The sequence below is a fragment of the Rummeliibacillus stabekisii genome (assembly GCF_007988965.1).
GTDB lineage: Bacteria > Bacillota > Bacilli > Bacillales_A > Planococcaceae > Rummeliibacillus > Rummeliibacillus stabekisii.
The window spans coordinates 89,370-110,680 of record NZ_BJVD01000009.1 but is presented as its reverse complement, the minus strand read 5'-3'; the positions used below and the strand labels follow the sequence as shown (position 1 = coordinate 110,680).

The 21,311-nt window shown below is 37.3% G+C and carries 16 protein-coding genes, 1 pseudogene and 2 riboswitches; of the genes and pseudogenes, 9 read left to right on the top strand and 8 right to left on the bottom strand.

Annotated features, from left to right (window positions below; all coding sequences use genetic code 11):
- A pseudogene (locus RST01_RS13370) lies at positions 1-288 on the bottom strand (hypothetical protein); the annotation flags it as partial.
- Between the two features lie 217 nt (positions 289-505).
- Between RST01_RS13370 and RST01_RS13365 the strand changes: the two are divergent.
- On the top strand, positions 506-1,843 hold the full coding sequence (locus RST01_RS13365) for a DUF3238 domain-containing protein (protein ID WP_147197488.1): 1,338 nt from the start codon (positions 506-508) through the stop codon (positions 1,841-1,843).
- Positions 1,844-1,906: 63 nt separating this feature from the next.
- Here RST01_RS13365 and RST01_RS13360 read toward each other — a convergent pair whose 3' ends face one another.
- Positions 1,907-2,296: a thiol-disulfide oxidoreductase DCC family protein gene (locus tag RST01_RS13360; protein WP_147197486.1), complete on the bottom strand. Its 390-nt coding sequence runs from the start codon at positions 2,294-2,296 to the stop codon at positions 1,907-1,909.
- A 496-nt stretch (positions 2,297-2,792) separates the two neighbouring features.
- Here RST01_RS13360 and RST01_RS13355 point away from each other — a divergent pair, with 496 nt between their 5' ends.
- Complete coding sequence (locus RST01_RS13355; RefSeq protein WP_147197484.1) at positions 2,793-4,052, top strand: MFS transporter; 1,260 nt, start codon at positions 2,793-2,795, stop codon at positions 4,050-4,052.
- Between the two features lie 45 nt (positions 4,053-4,097).
- Here RST01_RS13355 and guaD read toward each other — a convergent pair whose 3' ends face one another.
- Positions 4,098-5,459: a guanine deaminase gene (gene guaD / locus RST01_RS13350; protein ID WP_147197482.1), complete on the bottom strand. Its 1,362-nt coding sequence runs from the start codon at positions 5,457-5,459 to the stop codon at positions 4,098-4,100.
- Between the two features lie 207 nt (positions 5,460-5,666).
- Positions 5,667-5,768, top strand: a riboswitch (purine riboswitch).
- 145 nt (positions 5,769-5,913) lie between these two features.
- Here guaD and RST01_RS13345 point away from each other — a divergent pair.
- A complete protein-coding gene (locus RST01_RS13345; protein ID WP_147197480.1) occupies positions 5,914-7,284 on the top strand; it encodes a nucleobase:cation symporter-2 family protein in 1,371 nt (456 codons plus the stop codon).
- 14 nt (positions 7,285-7,298) lie between these two features.
- Positions 7,299-8,315 (top strand): aromatic ring-hydroxylating dioxygenase subunit alpha, encoded by a 1,017-nt coding sequence (locus RST01_RS13340; protein ID WP_147197478.1) that lies wholly within the window; start codon positions 7,299-7,301, stop codon positions 8,313-8,315.
- Positions 8,316-8,364: 49 nt separating this feature from the next.
- Here RST01_RS13340 and RST01_RS13335 read toward each other — a convergent pair whose 3' ends face one another.
- From RST01_RS13335 to guaC, 5 genes are all read right to left on the bottom strand, one after another.
- Positions 8,365-9,558, bottom strand: a complete 1,194-nt coding sequence (locus RST01_RS13335; protein ID WP_147197476.1) for a M14 family metallopeptidase — start codon at positions 9,556-9,558, stop codon at positions 8,365-8,367.
- 62 nt (positions 9,559-9,620) lie between these two features.
- Complete coding sequence (pgeF, locus tag RST01_RS13330) at positions 9,621-10,382, bottom strand: peptidoglycan editing factor PgeF (protein ID WP_147197474.1); 762 nt, start codon at positions 10,380-10,382, stop codon at positions 9,621-9,623.
- Positions 10,383-10,661: 279 nt separating this feature from the next.
- Positions 10,662-11,726: a YybI family spore inner coat protein gene (locus RST01_RS13325; RefSeq protein ID WP_244946729.1), complete on the bottom strand. Its 1,065-nt coding sequence runs from the start codon at positions 11,724-11,726 to the stop codon at positions 10,662-10,664.
- A gap of 109 nt (positions 11,727-11,835) precedes the next feature.
- Positions 11,836-13,797, bottom strand: a complete 1,962-nt coding sequence (locus RST01_RS13320; protein WP_147197472.1) for a methyl-accepting chemotaxis protein — start codon at positions 13,795-13,797, stop codon at positions 11,836-11,838.
- Positions 13,798-14,202: 405 nt separating this feature from the next.
- A complete protein-coding gene (guaC, locus tag RST01_RS13315; RefSeq protein WP_147197470.1) occupies positions 14,203-15,186 on the bottom strand; it encodes a GMP reductase in 984 nt (327 codons plus the stop codon).
- Between the two features lie 287 nt (positions 15,187-15,473).
- On the opposite strand from guaC, the gene ldmS reads away from it, so the two are divergent.
- From ldmS to RST01_RS13290, 5 genes are all read left to right on the top strand, one after another.
- Entirely contained in the window at positions 15,474-16,667 is a 1,194-nt protein-coding gene (gene ldmS / locus RST01_RS13310) for an L-aspartate--L-methionine ligase LdmS (RefSeq protein WP_221298012.1), read from the top strand.
- A gap of 191 nt (positions 16,668-16,858) precedes the next feature.
- Entirely contained in the window at positions 16,859-18,313 is a 1,455-nt protein-coding gene (locus RST01_RS13305) for a hypothetical protein (RefSeq protein ID WP_147197468.1), read from the top strand.
- A 96-nt stretch (positions 18,314-18,409) separates the two neighbouring features.
- Positions 18,410-18,596, top strand: a riboswitch (Lysine riboswitch).
- 103 nt (positions 18,597-18,699) lie between these two features.
- Positions 18,700-19,551 carry a transporter substrate-binding domain-containing protein gene (locus RST01_RS13300; protein WP_147197466.1) on the top strand — a complete coding sequence of 284 codons (852 nt, stop codon included), beginning with the start codon at positions 18,700-18,702 and terminating at the stop codon, positions 19,549-19,551.
- 163 nt (positions 19,552-19,714) lie between these two features.
- Positions 19,715-20,461, top strand: coding sequence for an amino acid ABC transporter permease (locus tag RST01_RS13295; RefSeq protein WP_147197464.1), 747 nt, complete (start codon positions 19,715-19,717; stop codon positions 20,459-20,461).
- 20 nt (positions 20,462-20,481) lie between these two features.
- Positions 20,482-21,210, top strand: coding sequence for an amino acid ABC transporter ATP-binding protein (locus RST01_RS13290; protein WP_147197463.1), 729 nt, complete (start codon positions 20,482-20,484; stop codon positions 21,208-21,210).
- The last annotated feature ends 101 nt before the right edge of the window (positions 21,211-21,311 follow it).

Genomic DNA, 21,311 nt, shown 5'->3' with positions numbered 1-21,311 from the left:
AGAACCGTTTTTTTCTTTATCTAGAATAGCTTGAGCCTTCTTTTTAGTGGCGTCATCTAAATTAGCTAACATAGAGTTTTTAAAATTAGGTTCTGGTAATGACACGCCGAGTTTCGCCAATTTGCTTTTTAGTTCTGCTTTAATCTTTTGTATTTGTTCTTGAGTCGTATTACTACTATCAGAGGAATTTGACATCGTCTTTGCATATACGTTAGAGCCAATTCCACTTAATACTCCAACTGACAGGGCACCTGACATTACATATCCAACTAGTTTCTTTTTGTTCATAAGTGTTCCTCCAAATATCATTTATTTTTTGTTGCCTCTATACCTTATCCTTCAATAGTGAAAAGACGGTGAAAAATGGGACCATTTTAAAATATTTTTTGTTTTTTTATTTGGTTTGTTTTTCTTCTTTTGATCAACTGTTTTTAACACCTAAGCAAAATGTTGATAGCAAAAACCAAAAAAAGGGTATAGCATAAAAAAATACTGAGGTGATCAAATGCTATCTTCATCGTTGCTGGAAAAAGTGAAAAGAAATCCAATCAAGACAGCAGGTATTCTTCTGGGGACTTTTGTAATCGCTCGAACCGCTGAAAAAATTATCTTAAAAAAAATAGAAAAAGCTCCGCAGAAAGATGACGGATTTGCTTTCGGCACTATTCGACATTCCAAGGATTCAATTACTTTTTTACTTAAGGAAGCACAAGGGCTTTATACAATCTATAGAGATGGAAAGTTGCTTTATAAAGGTGATAAAAGTGAATACACTGACAAAGGTTTGGTTCCAGGTACGTTATATCAGTATTATGTGGAATTTACTGAGGAAGAAAAGGGGATTTCTAAAAAGTACGGTGTTCAAACGGCTACAGCTGTTGATCAAAAATCAGAGAATAATATTTTGAAGGATTTAGTTATCACAACTGTTATTTCAGAAGAAGACATTCAGTTTAAATGGGAAGCTATTGATGGAATTGAGGAATACTTTATATATCGAGATCAACAATTGATTGGTAAAACAAAAACATGCAACTTTAAAGAAAAAATACCAAGCACAAGTAAAGAATTTAATTACCAAATCAAGGCGAAAAGGCCGCTTCTCTTGTCAGAACAAGGAAGCAGCAAGACCAATTCTGCAATAGCTGGTGTATTAGGAATAGCAAAAAATGATACCTCGAAAGAACAAACAGCAAAAGAAGAATTTACGCTGAGAAAAAAGATAGGACCAGCAGAACATCTTCTTTTAAGACCCGAAGCAAACAGGCAAGAGAAAAAGGATAAAAATTGGTTGGTGCGCTACACCACATTTTTAAAGGAAGAGTGGATCGGAAACCCAAATATAGCCTCCTCTGAACGTTTTTTTAAAGGAGACAATCGTCATTACGATCCGGAAGCAAATAGCTATCGTACTCGGACAGAAATTACCTATGATGCAGAAGCTGAAGAAGCAACAGTGCTGAAGAAAACAGCCGGCATTACCAAGGCATATGATGAGGATAAGCATTTTTTAAAGGAAGAGCGGGCCTCTGATGAAGGAATAGAAATGCAAGAAGTCATCAAGAACGAGGATTTCGTACGGTTTGAGCTGTATCATGAAGTAGGTAATCCGCTTGTAGCTTCTCCTGCCATTAATTATAGATTGTTTGGGACATTTTATCGCAATGGGACAGTAGATTTTATAGGTAGCCATGACCAAGCACCATGCCATGAAGTGTATATGAAAGAACATGATGAAAAAGAATGGCACACAGTACATCAAACGGATAATAAGGGCCTTGAAATGATGGCTCCGCAAACGGCAAATCATTTATGGCGTTATACCACTTTTACAGAAGTTTGAGGTATAAGATCTACCAGTATAAAAAGAAAAAAAGAGCGAAAAGGCTTTCTTTTCGCTCTTTTTTTATATGAATCTTTTTCGGATATTTGGCGATGGAAGCATACAGCTTTCCTTTTTGCCAAACCATTTATAGCGGTTTTTCGCAATGATGTCATATACAGCATTTCGCAATGGTAGTGGTACGGCAACAAAGAAATAAAATATCTTCCAAAATCCTGAGAGGCCCTTGCATATTCTGAGTGCTGCTGTTGATTTATAGTAAACTTTGTCATCCTCTATGAGTACGATGCTGTCAATGGAAGAAGGTATCTGATATTTCTCCCGCATTTTCTCTCCCGTGTCCCCCTGTAATGAAGAAAAATAAAAACGTCCTTTAGGGTCATGTTTGATAATGAACTGTACACTTGAATCGCAAAAATTACATTCGCCATCAAAAAGTACAACTGGATGCATAATGGATCCCTCCTGTTTTTAATACTTTAACCGTTTATAGGAAAAGAAAAACCTTTATTATATGTAAATTATACGTTGTGTGAGAATATATTCGCACATTAAATTAATCGCTCTATATAACATTATTGTAATTAATTGGACCGATAATTACTTAAAAAAACAATATTTTATCACAAAATTTAAAAGAAAGGTATTGCGCTTTTACAGTAAGTCTGCTATTGTTTACTGGTGATTTATTTAGAATTCTAAGTAATTTTTTTGAAAAGCCAAGCATGAAAAAAGAATAATTGAGTGTCCATAAACCGCTATTTACTTTTCTATTAGGTGAAGTAGCGGTAAATATTTAGTCTCCTAATATTTAGATAACTAAAATTTAGAACATACAAATTTTAGTTATTTCAATAAAATTATCGGTTTCTACATACACTTATCAATTGTTACTTTGAATTGCTTATTGTTGGTAATAAATACGAAAGCAGAAAGGAAGTAACGAATTATGGAAAAGAAAAAAATACATTACGCGTGGTGGACCTTGCTAGCGCTTTGTATCATTGTTGGTATCGGTAAAGGAAGTTTGAGTAACTCTGCAAGCTTATTTTTAACGCCGATTACTAAAGATCTTGGTGTAGGCTTAGGTAGCTTAAGCTTGTATTTCAGTGTCTCTGCTATTGTGACGTTGATCTTCCTACCAATAGGCGGAAAAATTTTGGCGAAATATGATATTCGCTCAGTTTTAATTGTAGGTATTATTTTACAAGCGGGATCTTATGTTCTATTTAGTTTTATGAGTTCTGTATGGGGATGGTATATTATGGCCATTCCATTAGCTGTTGGGGGCGTTTTTATCACAGTTATTGCAGGACCAGTGCTGATCAATCAATGGTTTAAAAAGAACAGTGGCTTGGCTCTTGGTATTTTAGGTGCTGCTGGTGGTTTATTAGGTGCTATTTCTCAACCAATCGTTGGTAAATTGATTTCTAGCCATGGATGGAGATCATCTTATGTTATTGTTGGTATTGCAGCAATGGTGATCATTATACCAGTTGTCTTGCTTTTGATTAAAAAATCTCCACAAGCGAAGGGTCTTCTTCCATATGGGATGGATGAAGCAGCTGCAACTGATAATGGGGCAGCAATCAATACTGAAGAGAAAGGTGTTACATTTGCAATAGCAAAAAAATCTTCTGCTTTTTATGCATTGCTTATTTTCTTCTTCCTTGTAACATCTATTGCAAGTTTTTCTATGCATATTCCAACATACTTGATGAATAAAGGATTCAGTGTTTCGTTTGCAGGTAACATTATGGGGACCTTAATGATCGGTGTATTAATTGGATCATTAATCATAGGCTTCTTGACTGACCGTATAGGTTCAAAAAATACAGCACTTCTTGCAATGGCTGTTGGTTTAATATCTATTTGCTTGCTTGTATTTACAGAGTCAAATGCTGGGATCATTACTTTAGCTGTAGGGTTATTTGGCGTGATTTCATCATCAATCGGTACATTAGGGCCTGCGCTGACAGCAAGTCTATTTGGTAATAAAGAGTATAGCCAAATTTATTCAACAGCCTCTTTAGGACTAGCAATCTCTTCTATTGTCGCTCTTCCTGTATATGGCTATGTGTATGATTTTACAGGAAGCTACACAGTTGTTTTATACGCTTTACTAGCGATGTTAGTTATCAATATCATTGCAATCTTGTTTGCATTTAAAGGTAAAAAGAAATTAGAGCAAGATGGCTTTTGGAAATAAGTCAATAGAGCACAGACCAGCGTAAATGGTCTGTGCTTTTGTTGATTAAAATTGGACTTTCTCTCCCTGTACCCACACCTCTTGGATATGTTCTGGGCGTGTATGATACATAATTTTTTGGAAAATATCGTATAGTTGCTCATCTGGTGAAAAGATGGGCATTCTTGCAGATGACATAGTAGTATCAATAATTTGAATATCCCACGAGTAATTTTTTTCGATTTTCCCAATAGGTAAACTTAAGCTTTCGCCTCCGCCGGCTGTTGCCAGATAAAAGGCTTCATCGATGGTTAAGCGAGAATGAGGTACGCCCCGCTCACTGGCTGGTATAGAAGGGTTTACACCATCTTCTAGCATCCGTGATGAAATAATTGATTGAATGGCATTGGCATATATGCTTGGCGTAGCGCCAGCAGAGATATCTGTTCCTAAGCCAATATCCACTCCTTTTTCTTGCAGATGTGCTACAGGCAATACGCTATTGGCAAAATAGGCATTGGATAAGGGACAGTGGCTAATGGCCGTTCCTGTTTTTGCGAATAGTGAGGCGTCTTCATCGTCTAAGAAATTACAATGTGCCATCACTGATTTATCTTTTAGTAATCCAAAATCATTGAGTGCAAAGGCATCATGTTTTGAAAAACGTTCTTGTACATAATTGTGTGCCCAATCACTTTCACTGCAATGCGATTGGATATAGGTATCATATTTTTCAGCTAATTTTCCCAATCCTGTCAGTACTTCATCTGTACAGCTTGGGATAAATCGAGGGGTCACCACAGGGTACACGCCTTGCTTGGTTTCCTTTGAAAGATGATTGACTTCAAGAATAAATTCTTCTGTATCAGCTAATGCCGTTTTGGCATCTTGATCTCGGTAAAAATCGGGATTTTGTATTGGATCGTCCATCACCACTTTACCTACTAATCCGCGTTGTCCCTTTTTTGCACATATTGTCGCGAGTAATAAGCTTGCTTCTTTATGGATAGTAGCGAAGTAAAGAGCTGTTGTTGTTCCGTTCTTAAGCAATGTTGTAACTAAATCATCATAAACAAGCTCTGCAAATTCTAGATCAGCAAACTTTGCTTCGAGTGGGAAAGTATACGTATGGAGCCAATCATATAGAGGTAAATCAAGGGCTGTTCCTGATTGTGCCCATTGCGGTGCGTGAACATGCAAGTCGACAAAACCAGGTAAGATATATTGCCCTGCCGCTAATGTGTGGAAATTGTCATTATCTTGATAGTCATCTATCAACCTAGAGTACTCATCGTGTGTAGAATTGAAAATATCCTCAATCAAGCCGTTTTCATTAATGCAGAAGAGATGGTCTTTTAAGATGGCTACTTTTTTATTTGTTTCACTTGTAAAAGCAGTTCCTTTGAAAATAAACGTATATTTATCCATATATACCTCAATAAAGTTCGTCTTTTTGTTTATATTTTGATTATAAATGATTAGCTGGTTAAATACTATTACAAAAAAGCGAATGTTTGTTTTGATAGGTTAAATCCTTATATGGTGCAGGTTTGAGTTATTTTAAGACATTGCTGACTAAAAACTTATTAAAAAATATACTTGCAATTCATAGGGTGAGTGCTATACTTAGCCCATAAAATTATATAAGTTGTTTTTCATATAATCGTGAGAATATGGCTCACAAGTTTCTACCTGTTTACCGTAAATAAACTGGCTATGGAAAGCTTTGAAAAGATAAATCGTCTATAGGGACGTTTATCTTCTCTTTCGAATTCTCATTTTTTTGAACTCGGATTACATGGCTTTCTACGAAGGTAGAGGTATGTAATCCGAGTTTTTTATTTTGATGAATTATATGGGTTGATTTATTACAGGAGGATTGATGATGGGAAGTATAACGAGAGAATTAGAAACAGGGAGAACAAAAAGAGTTATTGTGGACCGGAAAAGGGGAGGCGCTGCTGCTCAAATGCTTCTTCTCGGCTTACAACAAGTAATGGCAATGGACCTTTTTATTCCGCCGATGATCCTAGCAGGCATGCTTTCTTTTTCAGTAAATGATAGTGCGCTATTAATTCAAATGACATTTATTGCATGTGGACTGGCGACATTAATTCAAGCAGGGCTTGCAATGAAGCTTCCTGTCATGCAAGGGCCCTCATTCGTTCCGATCAGCGCGCTTGCTGCCATTGGGACAACCTCGGGAATCGGTACAATGATTGGAAGTTTAATACCTGGTGCTTTGCTGATAGGCTTGCTAGGTTATCCGCTGCAGCTGTTCAGTAAGGCAGTAAGAAGGTTTATTCCTCCTTTAGTAGCTGGCACGGTTATTGTTATTGTCGGTATTTCGTTAATGCCTAGTGCCATTCATTCGATTTATACTGCGCAGGGCAGTTTAAGCTCAAATATGATTGTAGCGATTGTAACAGCTGCTGTTCTAATTTTCTGTATGTATATTGGCGAAAGGTCAAAAACAAAACTTCGCTTTATCAAAGTAATTTCCGTTATTTTAGCGCTTGCCAGCGGCTCTCTTGTTGCATCCTTTTATGGATTGATTGACTTTTCTTCTGTAGAGAAAGCGTCGTGGTTTCAGTTGCCAACTCTCTTTGCATTTGGAATGCCCACGTTTAATATCAACGCCATCCTTATTATGTTGGCCATCTATTTGATCGTCATGATTGAAACAACCGGTACTTGGTTTACAGTTAGCAATATTACGGGTGACAAGCTAGATGACAAGCGATTAAACGGTGGGGCATTGGGCGAAGGATTGGGATGTTTTTTGGGCTCCTTCCTCGGAGGTACTCCTGTCACTGGTTATTCTTCGAATGCCGGCATTATTGCGATTACAGGCATTAAAAGCCGAAAACCGATCCTAGTAGGTGGTGCCATCTTAATCGTTCTTGGGATGATGCCAAAATTAATGAACTGTATTGCATGCATTCCATCTGTTGTAGTCAATAGTATTTTTGCCATTCTTTGTGTAGTAATTATGATGAATGGATTTAAAGTGATAAAAGAAGTGCCGTTTACAGAAAGAAATATGTTAGTAATAGGTGTTTCTATTATGGCTGCTTTGTTTGCAGTATTAATGCCAGCAGATATATTGGCTCAGCTACCAGACCTAGCGACATATTTTGTTGCATCAGGCACTGCTGTTGGTGCAGTTACTGCATTGTTATTAAATTTAATCTTGCCGGAAAGTATAGAAGATCATAAGGAATCAAACGAGGTACAGACAAATTTAAATTAGTGGGGGAATTGAAGATGCGTCAAGATTATCTATGGAATGAATGGCATCCTGTATGTATTGCAAATGAAGTGGAAGATGCGCCAAAGCAGGTTTTTGTACTAGGTGAACGCGTCGTTGTCTTCCGTAACGAAGAAGGAGTGCATGCATTTAAAGATTTATGCATTCACCGCGGGGCAGCGCTGTCTCTTGGAAAAGTAAAAGATGGGAATATTGTTTGTCCTTATCACGCATGGGAATATAACAGCCATGGCGATTGTACAAAAATTCCTGCGTTACCATGCGGGAAGGCAATTCCTAGCAAGGCTAAGGCTACAGTGTACCATTGCCAAGAACAGTATGGTTTGATATGGGTATGCTTAGGTGAAGAGCCTGCTCCGATGATTCCTTACCTTGATTATAGTCGTGAGGAATATAAGACAGTCATCTGCGGGCCATATGATGTAAATGCAAACGCGCCTCGAATTATTGAAAACTTCTTAGATGTGTCTCACCTTATGTTCGTTCATGGCGGCATGCTTGGAGACGAAGACCATGCTGAAGTTGATAATTATACCGTTTCTTTTGAAGACAATCGATTTATTACGAGTAAAATACCAGTATATCAACCTAATCCTGATGGACGTTCAAAGGGCGGTTATACTGACTATGTTTATGAGATTTTAAATCCAACTACTGCACGGTTTACAAAAACATCAAAAGAATCAGAGGATGAATTAACGATTCTCGTTTGTGTAAATCAAGAAGATCATGAAAAAACTAAAGCCTTTATGCTTTTAACAAGAAACTATGATTTAGATCAACCAGATGCATCTTTTGTAGAATTTCAAGATTTAATCTTTGCTCAGGATTTGGATATCGTAGAAAGCCAAAAGCCTGAACTCCTACCATTAGATTTACAAGCGGAAATGCATCTTAAATCAGATGCCTTAACTATTGCTTATCGCAGATGGCTACAAGAGCTTGGTGTAGAGAACGGGACGATTGCCCTCATCGATGAAAAACGAAACAATAGAAAAAAGGTTTTACATTAAGGGAAGAAGTCAGTTATACGCCGTGGAGGCGATAGCTGACTTCTTTTATCTACATATATAAAGCTGCTAAGCAAATACCCATTGCCCTTTTATAAATATAGCTGAATTGTTCAATAGGTAGCGGGTTTGTACCATAGCCAAGTTCCACAGTAAAACCAGGCCTTCGCCATTCTTGTATATACCAATCTTTATAGCCCGCATCGCTATTTACATTTCTGACAGCCTTGTACCCGCTGACTTTACAGAGTTCTTTCACGATGGTTTTTGATTCTTTGGGTTCACAATGATGATAACCCCAATAGATTTCCTTACCTTGTGTGTGGAATGCCAGTACACGATCAAAGTCTCGCTGTTTAGTCAACACAGCGATAGCAATAGATTCGGGTTCTGTTAGCGGAAGTTCACCACCATAGTCTCGGGGACCTGGCAGTTGAGGGGCTCTGGATTTTTCAATTTCCCAATTGGCGGGGAATTGATCGTTTAAATCAACACCGTTTATATTAGCTTTCCATCCAGTAAAATCAGTTGATTCATTATTTAAAGCAAGCAGATATTTTCCCCATTCTTGATCATCCGGAGGGCCGTTTAATACCAGATTGACTCCGTCAGGATTGACCATCGGCACAATGGAAAGAGTTGTTTGCATATAAAGAGTGAGGGGGTTTGTCTCTCTCAAATCTGTTTTATTCATTAAGGCTAAAAGATAATCGTCTAAAAAAGACAAAAGAAATACAGTGGTAATCCACTCATTGCCATGGAAAGATGCATTGAAGTGAACCTTTTTAGGGCCTTTCCCAATTTGAATTTCTTTTAATGGATCATTTAATACAGAATAGCCAATTGTTTGTTGCTTTAGAAAAGGATAAATTTGAAACAGTGCTTGAAGATCCTTCCTCATTTTGGCTGAATCGTAGTGGTCTTTATCGCGTATAGTTCGCCAAGTCACTTTTTGGGGGAGTGCAATTTTTTGGCCCACAGTTAATGAGGTATTTTCATGTAAGTCTAGATTTACACAAAGAATAGCTTCACAGGGAATTGTGAATTTCCTAGCAACTTGTTTTAAGGTTTCCTCCTGCTTGGCTATATAGTGATTTAAAGTGAATCCAGGTATTTGTAATCTTTCATTATCGCCTAAATCATTTGTTTCAAGGCGAGGGTTGGAATCAATTATAAGAGCAAGAGGTACATCAAATAGTTGGCTATAATACCAAAGTGAATGGCCAAATCGTGGATATATATACATATGGGTCCTCCCTTTTTGCATGGTCTTAGAGTATATGCAGAGAGGGAGGGAAGTACAATCAGTTACTGCTTTTTCATCACAAATGTTAGATGGCGACCTGCTTTTTTATCCTCACGATATGAAAAGCCTTCATTATTAATATACGTACATGTTTCATCTATGGTAATGTGAGCGCTTGGTACACCCGCAAGCTCGCATTGCCTTTTAACGGTTTGCTGGTTAGAGATATGATACTTATTTGTTTTTTCATTAAAATACATATACTCATCTGCATAGCTCAGATTTTTGAATTGATCATATACATCTTGATCCACTTCAAATTTATCTTGGCTAATAGCTGTGCCAATATGAATATACAGATTTTTAGGATCACACGTTTCATTCTTTTTCAAATAGTCAATCATTTTCAGAGTAATTTCTTTAATCGTCCCTTGCCAGCCAGAATGGATAACGCCAACCAGGCCTGTAGAATGATCATAAAGTATCACGGGGACACAATCAGCAGTAAAGGTGCACAGCACTATATTTGGTTCAAATGTATATAGTGCATCAGTGTTCTCAATAGCTGTTTCTTTTGCTTTTGCTCCACGACCCACATCGTCTCGAGTGACTTTATAAAAGTTTGGGCTATGTGTTTGATTGGCACAAACAAATTGATTAAGATCGCAACCGATAGATGCTGCCAACAAGCTTCGATTTTGTAAAATCAAAGAAGGATCAGTGCAACTATGGAGTGCCATATTGCCGTCTTCGGGCATACTTGCATCTTTTAAAGAAATGCCTGCAATTAAGTTTTCGTTGTTCATGTATATTTTTGTATTCATTTTATCACCCGCTTCTACTATATTTTAAATACAACGGAATGTATAGGCAGAGAAGAAAAGAAAAAGCAAAGTGGTGTTTGCCACTCTGCCTCATAGTCTACTATTTTTGCTGTTGGTGAGCGGGAAGAAGTGTAGGCTCGATACCTGTTTTTCTAGTACCTTTTTTCATTGTCTCTCTTTTTTGCCTACACATTTGTTTTTGCCTTTTTCGTAAGACTATTTTCAAAGAGGAATGTTTTGGCAAGATATTTTGCAAAATTTCTCTCCTGTCCTAATAGTTTATTGGCGCTTTCCTTCTCGACCTTCTATAGAGACATTTTGTCTTACAACTACAAACTGTTCACCATCCCACTCTAATGTACTTTGAACATAGCCTAAACGGTCAGCGTGATACCTGCCTGCAATGCTTTGGAATGCCAAGAGACTATAGACACTATCACGGTCAAAATCGATTGGGTATAGGCCGCTTATTGGATCCACCCAACCTTCAATCGGTTCTTTTAATTGGCCATTTGGCTTGTATATTTCTGAAAGATAGGATTTTCCTTTATAAGTAAGATCGATTTTATACTGTTTGGGCGGTGCTGAGCTTGTAACGCGCACTTTAAAGCCGTCTTCATATGTTACTTTATAACTTGATTTGTTATTAAAGCGTTCATCGTCGAATATTTTTTTAAATACTCCATTTTGATAAGAAAAGATTTTCGTGAAAATAATTCCACCGCTCCCACCAGAATCTACGGTTACAAGGATATCTTGAGCTTTGTCCCCAGTAAAGTCACCGAGAAAAATGGTTGGGTTATAACCTTTCATATCATTAAGTGATATGTTAACAGGAATGCCTTGCGAGTGATTCATAATCTGTATCTCTAGGTTCTGCCAAAGAGGGCTATCAGGTTGCTTTTCACCTGTGAGGTAGACGGTATCTATTAATCCATCTCCCGTAACATCTCCATAAGCTTTCGTAATGATGAGTTGTTGAGATGGGGTTGTCTGCCGCTGGAATCCATTAGACGTCCACGTTAGTGTATCTAAGTAAGGAGGAAGGTTGTTTATTTTCCATTCAATGACTAAATCCTTTTTAGTGCTTTCCTTCTTTTTTACTGCATATAACCCTGCAATATGGTGCTGTTCTATTTTGAGGTGGACGAGCGGCTGCCACTGGAAATTTATTTGCTTTAGCATAAGAAGAAACGTGTTGCCCCTATAGCTATAGGCGCTAATCAGCTCTTCAATTGAGTCACCGTCTACATCGGCATGCAAAATAACAGGACCTGTTTCTAATTCTAAAATAGCAGCTGTCGGCGGCAAAAAGTAACGTATAAAATGCAAGTCATTATTCATATCAATCCCACCTTTTTAATTCACTTTATGCAGCATGACCCATTCATATGAAGGGGAAGTGATAGAATAAAAACCTCCTCTATAGATTGTTCTATAAAGGAAGTATCTCTTAATTTGTTTTAAATTCACCAATCATGTTTTGTAACTCTTCACACAAATTGAGAAGTTGATTTGCGTTTTCTTCCATTACTTCCATTGAAGTAAGCGTCTCTTCTGTTGAAGCTGCTACCTCTTCAGATGCTGCTGCATTGTCTTTTGCATGATCATTTAATGTAATAGCAGTAGCCGATACTTCTTGAATAGAGGCAGAAATTTGCTCTGTAGTAGCCGAGACATTTTCAATTTTTGGTGTAATTTCTTGCATGCTTGAAATAATAGCTTCAAATTGCATTGCTGTCTGTTTGGAAATGCTTAATCCTTCTTGAACGTTTTCTAGAGTCGAAGCCATATTTTTTACAGCTTCTGATGAATCTTGCTGTACCGCGTGGATAAGATTTGCGATCTGTGATGCAGACTGTTGTGAGCTTTCTGCAAGCTTGCGTACCTCTTCTGCCACTACAGCAAAGCCCTTGCCATGTTCACCTGCGCGTGCGGCTTCAATCGATGCGTTTAATGCAAGCAAGTTAGTTTGACCAGCAATATCGCCTATGATATCTAAGATTGCACCAATCTCCTTAGTACGATCATATAGTGACTTTATTTTTATATCCGTAGCAGATACAGAATGATGGATTGAATCCATTTGATTCACTGTATGCTGGATGGATTCTTCGCCTGTTTCTGCTTGTTCTGTCGCTTGTGAAGATAAAACAGCTACTTCATTAATGCTTTCTGTAATATGGCTGATGCCATGAGAGATTTCTTCAACAGCAGTAGCGTTTTGCTCAATGCCAGTTGTCTGATTTTCTGTATTGATAGTTACTTGCTGCATGGCAGAGGCAATCTGTTCTGAAGCAGCGATATTTTGGCTAGCACTTGCCGATAATTCTTCTGATGATGTGCGGACAAGCGTTGTGCTTGATCCTACTTTTTGAATAAGAGTGGCAAGATTATTCTTCATATCATTGAATGAGCTAGAAAGCTGTCCAATCTCATCCGTAGAAGTAATGATAATCTCCTCTGATAAATCGCCTTTCCCCATTTTAGAGGCACTTTCTTTTAAACGATTGATTGGCTTTATAATAGACCGAACAATATACCAAATGGCAAATGCACCTAATAATAAGAATATAATTTCTACTATAATATCTAAGTAAAGTGTAGATGCTGCCGCTTTATCTGCCTCTGATTTGAATGTGGTGCCGACAACTTTCCAACCTGTTTCATTATTTGTGAGGTAGATGATATTGTGTTCTTCTGTCTCTGTCTGACCTTTTGCTTTATTTAATACTTCCTTCATATAAGTTTCTTTAGGAGCTGATCCACTATCTGCCTTCGGATCTGCAATATACTTTCCACCATCACTTAATAAAGAAATAAAACCTAGCTTTCCAATTTTCACTTGGTTTGAAATGTCTCTTAAAGCATCGATTTTAATATCAATGCCTATGACGCCTGATCCGTCTGCTAATGTTTTTGTAATAGTTACCACGTACTCGCCAGTTGAAGTTGAAGTGTAGGGCTCCGTAATTGCCACATCTCCTGACTTATCCTTTGCTTCTTGGTACCAAGGACGCTCTCGTGGGTCATAGTCTTTCGGATATGTAGCATAAGGCATACGGATCATTTCGCCTTTTTCTGTACCTACATAAGCCATTGCTGTCTCAGGATGTTCGTTAATATATTGATTTAATATCTTTCGAAGCTCTGAATCCTTTGAAGAATCGATTAAACCTTTAGAAATGTGTTTAGATAAATAAGTTGCATCATGGATTTTAGGTTGAATAGTATTCGTTATATTTGTATTCAACAATTTAATAGTAGAATTAGCGCTATTCAGTTGTTCCTGCTTAATTTGTGATTTTGTGCTACTGTAAGAAATCGTAGCCATCAGCAACGAAGGAATAATCAAGAAAATTGAAAAAGCTCCAATTAACTTAGAACGCAGACTCCAGTTAAATAATTTTTTCACTCGCGTTTACCTCTCTTATACTAAAACTTTGATATGCTGCAAGAAAGTTTAGTGACTACTTTACTCGTTGGAAGTCCGCTGAGCATTCATTAACCAAATTACTTTAAGGGTGCTGATTCCTATCAAGACTTTTGGGTTCACTCATGTTTTTAGAAAAGGTTAAAAGCCTATGCCATGTGGATTTTAGATCCTTTATTTACCTTATTCTGTTATGTACATAGTGCATATGAGTGTCTTTTACCTTAATTGCGAGCTAATTTTATCACATAAAGAATCGTATAGTGATAGTTTTCCAAAATATTTATCGGATAATAGTAAATATTTTTAATAATGGGTAGAAAAAAACCTCTACGATCAGCATATGGCATGACGTAGAGGGCTTTTTTATTTGTCTGATAAAGAAAATTAATATGTTTTATCTCCGTTGAATATTGAATTTTTTACAATTACATAATCAACATTGCGAATTGCGTCTAGTTTTGTACCGCCTGCATATGAAATAGATGACTGTAAATCTTGTTCCATTTCAATTAGGGTGTCTTTTAAATGCCCTTTATGTTCAACATGCAATTTTTTGCCTTCTACATTTTTACGTTCCCCTTTTTGGAATTCAGATGCAGAGCCAAAGTATTCTTTATATAGTTTGCCGTTTATTTCGATTGTTTCGCCAGGTGATTCTTCATGACCAGCGAATAGAGAGCCAATCATCACCATAGAAGCGCCAAAACGTACAGATTTAGCAATATCACCGTGTGTGCGAATGCCACCATCAGCAATAATTGGTTTAGTAGCAGCTTTAGAACACCAGCGAAGTGCAGCTAATTGCCAACCGCCTGTGCCAAAGCCAGTTTTAATCTTAGTAATACATACCTTACCTGGTCCAATGCCTACTTTTGTTGCATCTGCACCAGCATTTTCTAATTCTCTAACTGCTTCTGGTGTTCCAACATTACCTGCAATGACAAATGATTGAGGGAGATGTTTTTTAATATGCTGGATCATGTTAATGACTGCATTGGAATGTCCATGAGCAATATCAATAGTAATGAATTCAGGTGTTAGCCCGTCTTTTTCTAATGTCTCAATAAAGTCATATTCTTCCGATTTAACACCAACGCTGATAGATGCGATTAAACCGCGTGCATGCATACCTTTGATAAAGTCTGCGCGTTGTTCCGGATTAAAACGATGCATGATATAGAAATAGCCATTTTCAGCTAACTGGATTGCTACCTTTTCATCAATAATTGTTTGCATATTTGCAGGGACCACTGGAAGTTTAAAAGTATGTCCGCCAAGTGTCACACTTGTATCACATTCTGATCGACTATTCACAATACATTTTGCAGGAATCAACTGAATATCTTCGTAATCAAATACATTATCCATAAAGGAACACCCCTAAAGTCGAATATTATTTTTTATTTATTCATAAAACGTTCGCCATTTGATAATTTACATTATTTTTAGTTATTTGTAAAGGTCTTTTAGATTTTAGTTATCTTTTTGAAATATAGTTTCTTGTTAGAGAGTAAGGGGTAATTAATAGCATCCTTGTAAGGGATTTTTGAAAGCTATACAGCTATATTGCCTAAAGAAGATTCAATCAACTGACTGAAACACAATAGATACTAAAAAAACAGCCATATCATGGTTATAGAAAAGGAGAAGATTATATGGATCAGCTAGTCGTGAAACCAACCTTTACATTGAAGCAAATTTACGGAGAGGACGCCGTTTACAGCCCAAGACCATCATATAAAGAAAACCCATGGATGTCCCAAGATATGGAACAATTAGACTTTTTAACAGCTAGAGAATTAGTTATCTCAAATTTGCCAACGCTGGTTCATAAAGCCACGCAAACAGACAAAATCAAAGAACTGTTCGAAATAGTAGGGGTAGAAATTCCTGAACAACCCTATCAATATGGAAACCAAGAAGAATATGAAGCTATTTTGCACAAGTGGAGTCAAGAGAAAAAGAAAATAGTTTTCCATTATTTATATGATGAAGATGAAATCAATCGAGAGTGTTATTGGATGGATGCAGAAATGTTTAATTATTTGAACTGTAAGGCCAATATTGATGCTATCATTCCAAAAAAGTATGTCCCTAAACGGGACGTTGTTTGTATAAATCAATTAGAGGAAGAGCTTAAATCATGGAAGCTACCGCTTATTTTAAAACAAGGTGAAGACTTGCCTTCATCAGGGGGCTATGGCGTGATGATTTGTCACACTGACGATCAGCTAGCCGAGGCCATCCACAAGTTTAAAAGTGAAGATGCGAAAATGGTTATTGTCGAAGAGTGTCTTGATATTGAAGAAAATTATTGCTGCCAATACCTTTATTCTAAGGAACTAGGGATAAAATTTATTGGTGCATCAAAGCAAATTACAGATGACAACGGAAAGTACAGTGGTAATGTGCTAGTAGAAAATGTACCGGAAGAAATCATTCAGGCAGGTCGAGAAATTATGGACTGTGGCGTAGAAAAAGGGTTTATCGGTGTAGCGGGGTTTGACCTTGTAATAACAAAGAATGGGCAAGTAAAAGCTATCGACTTGAACTTTAGACAGAATGGTTCTACATCCATGTTATTGCTACACGAACAACTTGGAAAGCCGGTAAACAAGTTTTTAGCTTACCGATCAAATGATCAACGTGATGCATTCTATACAGCGATAAAAGAGTATGTAGAAAAAGGCGTACTATTCCCATTAGCCTACTATGATGGAGATTATTTCGAGGGGAAAATACCATCAAGATTTACCGGAGTCTGGTATGCAGATTCAATCGAAGAAATTGAACGGTATGAAAAAGAACTTATGGAAAAAAATGTTTTAGAAAACGGACCAGAGGATTAAATCCTCTGGCTTTTTTTTGATTTGTTTAAGCCCAAACGTATTATTTATGGTAGAATTTTTTAGTAGTAGCACTGTAAAATTAACAAAGAAGATCCTACTTTTAGTAGAAAGAGCACTTTTATTATAGATGAACAATAATAACCAATTGATAAGTAGATATAGAAAATTAAATGAATATGGGGAGAAAACCAATGAAGAGCTGGGAATTTATATTACGCGATTATATGATTGGACGTCCAGTCATTGCTATTCAGTACGATGAGGACGATCCAACAGTTGGAGAAATTGTTGACTTAAATAGAGAGCTGCCTTACGGGCAAATTGAAGTAACAGAAGACGGAAAATTAGCATCACTTTTAATTGAAATGGAAGACATCCTGGAACACAATGATGTGTCACTTGATGAGTATGAAGAATTAACCCAAGAGGATTTAATGGGAATTGCGGAAGATTTTATAGATGAATTCTATCAAAAGGATCTTACTTTCCGCAGTATTTCTGAATGGAATGGTGAATCATACTTGTTAACGTTTGAAGCAAAAGATGTTGCACTAAATCTATTCTTGCCTAATTCAGGTGTGACGTTAGAAATAAATAAACAAGGTTTTATCCTGTCGGCTACTTTTAATCAGTCATATTATCAGTTAGCCTATCCAGATATTCAGATTTCTGCTGAAGATGCTAAGGAAATTCTTTTTGAACAACCGCTTGTCGAACTTGCGATTACAGACTTGAATGGGGAATTACAGCTTCTCTACAAACCAAAAAGCGGGACTTTTAGAGTACATGTAGACGGTAGTCTCCAATACGAAGAAGATTTTATGGAATATGGGGAGCAAAATGCGAATTCCTTTGAGCCCGTTACAGTAACCGAGAGCGTAAAGACATTGCTTGGTGTAACTGATGATATGCAATTGATTGAGGACGGGGCGAATCGTTTTTGGTATACAGGCAGTTCGAAAAACATCGATGAAGAAGAACCTGTTATTAAAATTGAAAACATAGATTCTATGTTTATGGAATACGAATCGCTGGTAGAGTGGGAAGAGCAGAAAGAAGAACTGCCAGAAGCTACATTAGCTAATAAAGCAAAAATGTTCCTAGAGGCGATTGTGGGGGATGTCCATGAAAAGTACCTGTTAGAAGTACAGCAAGGGGAAATGGAGTATTCGTCATATGGCATAATAACAGAAGAAGACTTGTCAGAAGAGGAACGACAATTCTTTGAAGAGTTGGAGTTAGAAGAAGAGGATGAGTTTGACGCAGACTTTGACTTTGAGCCATATACAACATTTTCATTTATAAGACAGCATAAGGGTGTCCTATTAAGTGATTACACCATTCATATCAATGTAGGGAAATATACGGGGATTATTCGTGAATGTTCGCTGCTGTTGCCAAACGAAGGGAAGTTAAATACCCTGGACATTGTACCAGTCCTGACTTTAGAGGAAGCCGACGCTAAATTTAAAGAACAGCTGGAAATGCATCTTGCACGAACTGAGGTCAATGATGAAGAAGATGAAGACCTAATAATATACGATTTGACTTATGAAGCAGAATTTCCAGTTGGAAAAGAAATCATGGCTATTAATGCTATGAGCGGGGAAGTCTATTATGCAGAAGAAGAATATGAGGAAGATTGATGGATAGAATCTTTTAAATTGTTGAAATATTATTGACATACATTCCATCCCTATTGTAGACTGTTTAAAACATAACTAAATATAGCCTCACTTATACGGTGAGGTAGAGGCGCAGTATTTATTAGTTCTTAGTGGAGTTAGAGAAAGCGATGAGTCTAAGAAGAAGGAAATATTGCCGAAGTGTGTAACAAGTTTCTCATTGTTGCATGCTGGGTCTGCAGTGAATAACTGCAGGACTGTCTCAATAAATTTCTATGGTTTATTGAGTTGTGCTATCTCAAATTGGGATATAAGTAGAGGATTTAGGACTAGAATTACGTAGCCCTGAGTTCAACTCGGGTCTATAATTCTAGTCTTTTTTATTTAGAAAAAAGGGAGAGATCAATATGAAAAAAATAGGAACACTGTTATCAAGTATTTTACTAATTGCTGTGTTAATTCTAACAGGGTGTAGTTCTAAAGAATTAGGTGATGCAAAGTCTTCAGGCAGCAAAGGAAGCGACACATTTACAATCGGCATGGAAGCAGGTTATCCGCCATTTAACTGGACGCAAGGTGACGATTCTAATGGTGCGGTTGCCATTCAAGGGAACGCTGAGTATGCAGGTGGGTATGATGTTCAAATTGCCAAAAAAATTGCAGATGGCTTAGGGAAAAAACTTGTCATTTCTAAAATGGAATGGGACGGTTTAGTGCCAGCTTTAGCTTCAGGTAAGATAGATGCAATTATTGCAGGAATGTCTCCTACTGAAGAACGCAAAAAGACAATCGACTTCTCTGACAATTACTACACATCTCATCTAGTAATGGTCGTTAAAAAAGGAAGTAAATATGAAAATGCCACTTCAATTGAAGATTTTAAAGGGGCAAGAGTAACAGCTCAATTAAATACATTCCACTACACAGTTATTGATCAAATTCCAGGCGTAAAAAAACAAACAGCAACGGATAATTTCTCCGCTATGCGTGTGGCTTTACAAGCAGGCAAGATGGATGCATATGTTTCAGAGAAACCAGAAGCAGTATCGGCAACTTCTGCCAATGATCAATTTAAAATGGTTGAATTTAGCGAAGGCAAAGGATTTAAAACAGCGGCAGAAGATACACAAACAGCAGTGGGTATTCCGAAAGATAGCAAATTAACAAAGAAAATCAATGAAATACTAAAAGGCATCTCAGAAGAAGAGCGTACAAAAATGATGGATGATGCCATTAAACAACAACCAGCAGCCAAATAATGCAAAAGTTAACTTAGTGAAAGTCCTCTTCAGCTTTCACTAGCTTTGCATCAATTGCGCTTTAACATGTAACATTCACGCCAAAAGGATATGGCAATGATTAAAGCTTGTTATACGAGAGACATAAGCATCTGTTAAGGCGCTGTTTGGAGGAGGAAAATAGATGAGTTTAGAATGGTTTATAGAGATTATCGTCAATAATTGGCCAATGTTTTTAAGAGGCGCATGGATGACGTTGCTCATTGCGACAGTTGGTACAATTTTTGGCGCCTTAATTGGCTTAATTATCGGTATTATTCATACAATCCCGAAAAGCAAAAGTAGAATTAAAAGAGTATTTTTAAAATGCGTAAGCATCATTTTATCGGTATATGTGGAATTTTTCCGCGGAACCCCAATGATTGTGCAAGCGATGGTTGTTTACTTTGGTTCTGACCTGATATTTCACATTGATATGAACCGTACATTTGCGGCAATGTTCATTGTTTCTGTCAATACAGGGGCTTACATGGCAGAAATCGTACGAGGCGGCATTATTAGCATCGACAATGGACAATTTGAAGCAGCACGCGCGATTGGTATGAATCATTGGCAAACGATGGTTCATGTCGTTTTGCCACAGGTAATGCGCAATATTTTGCCAGCTACAAGCAATCAATACATTATGAATATTAAAGATACATCAGTGTTAAATGTCATCGGTGTTACCGAATTATTCTTCCAAACGAAGACGATAGCAGGCAATAACTTCCGCTACTTTGAGTCATTCTTTGTCGCCTGTATCCTCTATATGATTATGAATATTATAGTGACGCAAATATTGAGATATTTCGAAAGAAAACTTGCCGGCAATGCAACATACCAACTGATAGATAATCAAGAAATGCTGAGAGGACAGAAGGCATCATAATAACAAAGGAGAGGGATTCTATGGAAAACATTATCGATATCATGCATCTCAATAAATCCTTTGGATCACATGAGGTATTAAGAGATATTAACTTTTCTGTTAAGGAGGGTGAAGTAGTTTGTGTGATTGGCTCTTCGGGCTCAGGGAAATCAACACTGCTGCGCTGTATTAACTTGCTTGAATCACCCACTGGCGGAAAGATTTTATATAAAGGACAGGATATACTGGACCAAGGGCATAATTTAAATACATACCGTACTCACCTCGGCATGGTATTCCAGCAATTTAATCTGTTTAATAACTGTGATGTATTAAGCAATTGTATGGTAGGACCAATAAAAGTGTTAAAGCGGCCAAAGGAAGAAGCGAAGGAAGTGGCAATGAAATATTTAAAGGTTGTCGGGATGGATCGTTACAAAAATGCTCGTCCCCATCAGCTTTCAGGCGGCCAAAAACAACGTGTAGCCATTGCCAGAGCCCTCTCTATGCAGCCTGATGCGCTACTGTTTGACGAACCGACATCTGCCTTAGACCCTGAGATGGTAGGGGAAGTCTTGAAAGTGATGAAAGAGCTGGCGAATCTAGGTTTAACAATGATTATAGTGACACATGAAATGGAATTTGCAAGGGAAGTTTCCGATCGTATTGTCTTTATGGATCAAGGTATTATTGTAGAAGATGGCAAGCCAGAAGAGGTATTTAATCAACCTAAGAATGAGCGTACAAGGGCATTTTTGCAAAGAGCATAACAAAATACAGGGAACCATTAAATGGTTTCTCGAAATCCAAAATGATTTTCGAAACACCTATTTATTTTCATAAAAGCTCATTGATCAAATGAGCTAACAGT

Excerpts from the sequence above, each read along its gene's own strand:
- pgeF (WP_147197474.1), bottom strand. The coding sequence starts at position 10,382 with ATGAATACAAAAATATACATGAACAACGAAAACTTAATTGCAGGCATT.
- RST01_RS13325 (WP_244946729.1), bottom strand. The coding sequence starts at position 11,726 with ATGAATAATGACTTGCATTTTATACGTTACTTTTTGCCGCCGACAGCT.
- RST01_RS13305 (WP_147197468.1), top strand. The coding sequence starts at position 16,859 with ATGAAGAGCTGGGAATTTATATTACGCGATTATATGATTGGACGTCCA.
- RST01_RS13360 (WP_147197486.1), bottom strand. The coding sequence starts at position 2,296 with ATGCATCCAGTTGTACTTTTTGATGGCGAATGTAATTTTTGCGATTCA.
- RST01_RS13355 (WP_147197484.1), top strand. The coding sequence starts at position 2,793 with ATGGAAAAGAAAAAAATACATTACGCGTGGTGGACCTTGCTAGCGCTT.
- guaD (WP_147197482.1), bottom strand. The coding sequence starts at position 5,459 with ATGGATAAATATACGTTTATTTTCAAAGGAACTGCTTTTACAAGTGAA.
- RST01_RS13295 (WP_147197464.1), top strand. The coding sequence starts at position 19,715 with ATGAGTTTAGAATGGTTTATAGAGATTATCGTCAATAATTGGCCAATG.
- RST01_RS13340 (WP_147197478.1), top strand. The coding sequence starts at position 7,299 with ATGCGTCAAGATTATCTATGGAATGAATGGCATCCTGTATGTATTGCA.
- RST01_RS13365 (WP_147197488.1), top strand. The coding sequence starts at position 506 with ATGCTATCTTCATCGTTGCTGGAAAAAGTGAAAAGAAATCCAATCAAG.
- RST01_RS13335 (WP_147197476.1), bottom strand. The coding sequence starts at position 9,558 with ATGTATATATATCCACGATTTGGCCATTCACTTTGGTATTATAGCCAA.
- RST01_RS13300 (WP_147197466.1), top strand. The coding sequence starts at position 18,700 with ATGAAAAAAATAGGAACACTGTTATCAAGTATTTTACTAATTGCTGTG.
- RST01_RS13290 (WP_147197463.1), top strand. The coding sequence starts at position 20,482 with ATGGAAAACATTATCGATATCATGCATCTCAATAAATCCTTTGGATCA.
- guaC (WP_147197470.1), bottom strand. The coding sequence starts at position 15,186 with ATGGATAATGTATTTGATTACGAAGATATTCAGTTGATTCCTGCAAAA.
- ldmS (WP_221298012.1), top strand. The coding sequence starts at position 15,474 with ATGGATCAGCTAGTCGTGAAACCAACCTTTACATTGAAGCAAATTTAC.
- RST01_RS13345 (WP_147197480.1), top strand. The coding sequence starts at position 5,914 with ATGATGGGAAGTATAACGAGAGAATTAGAAACAGGGAGAACAAAAAGA.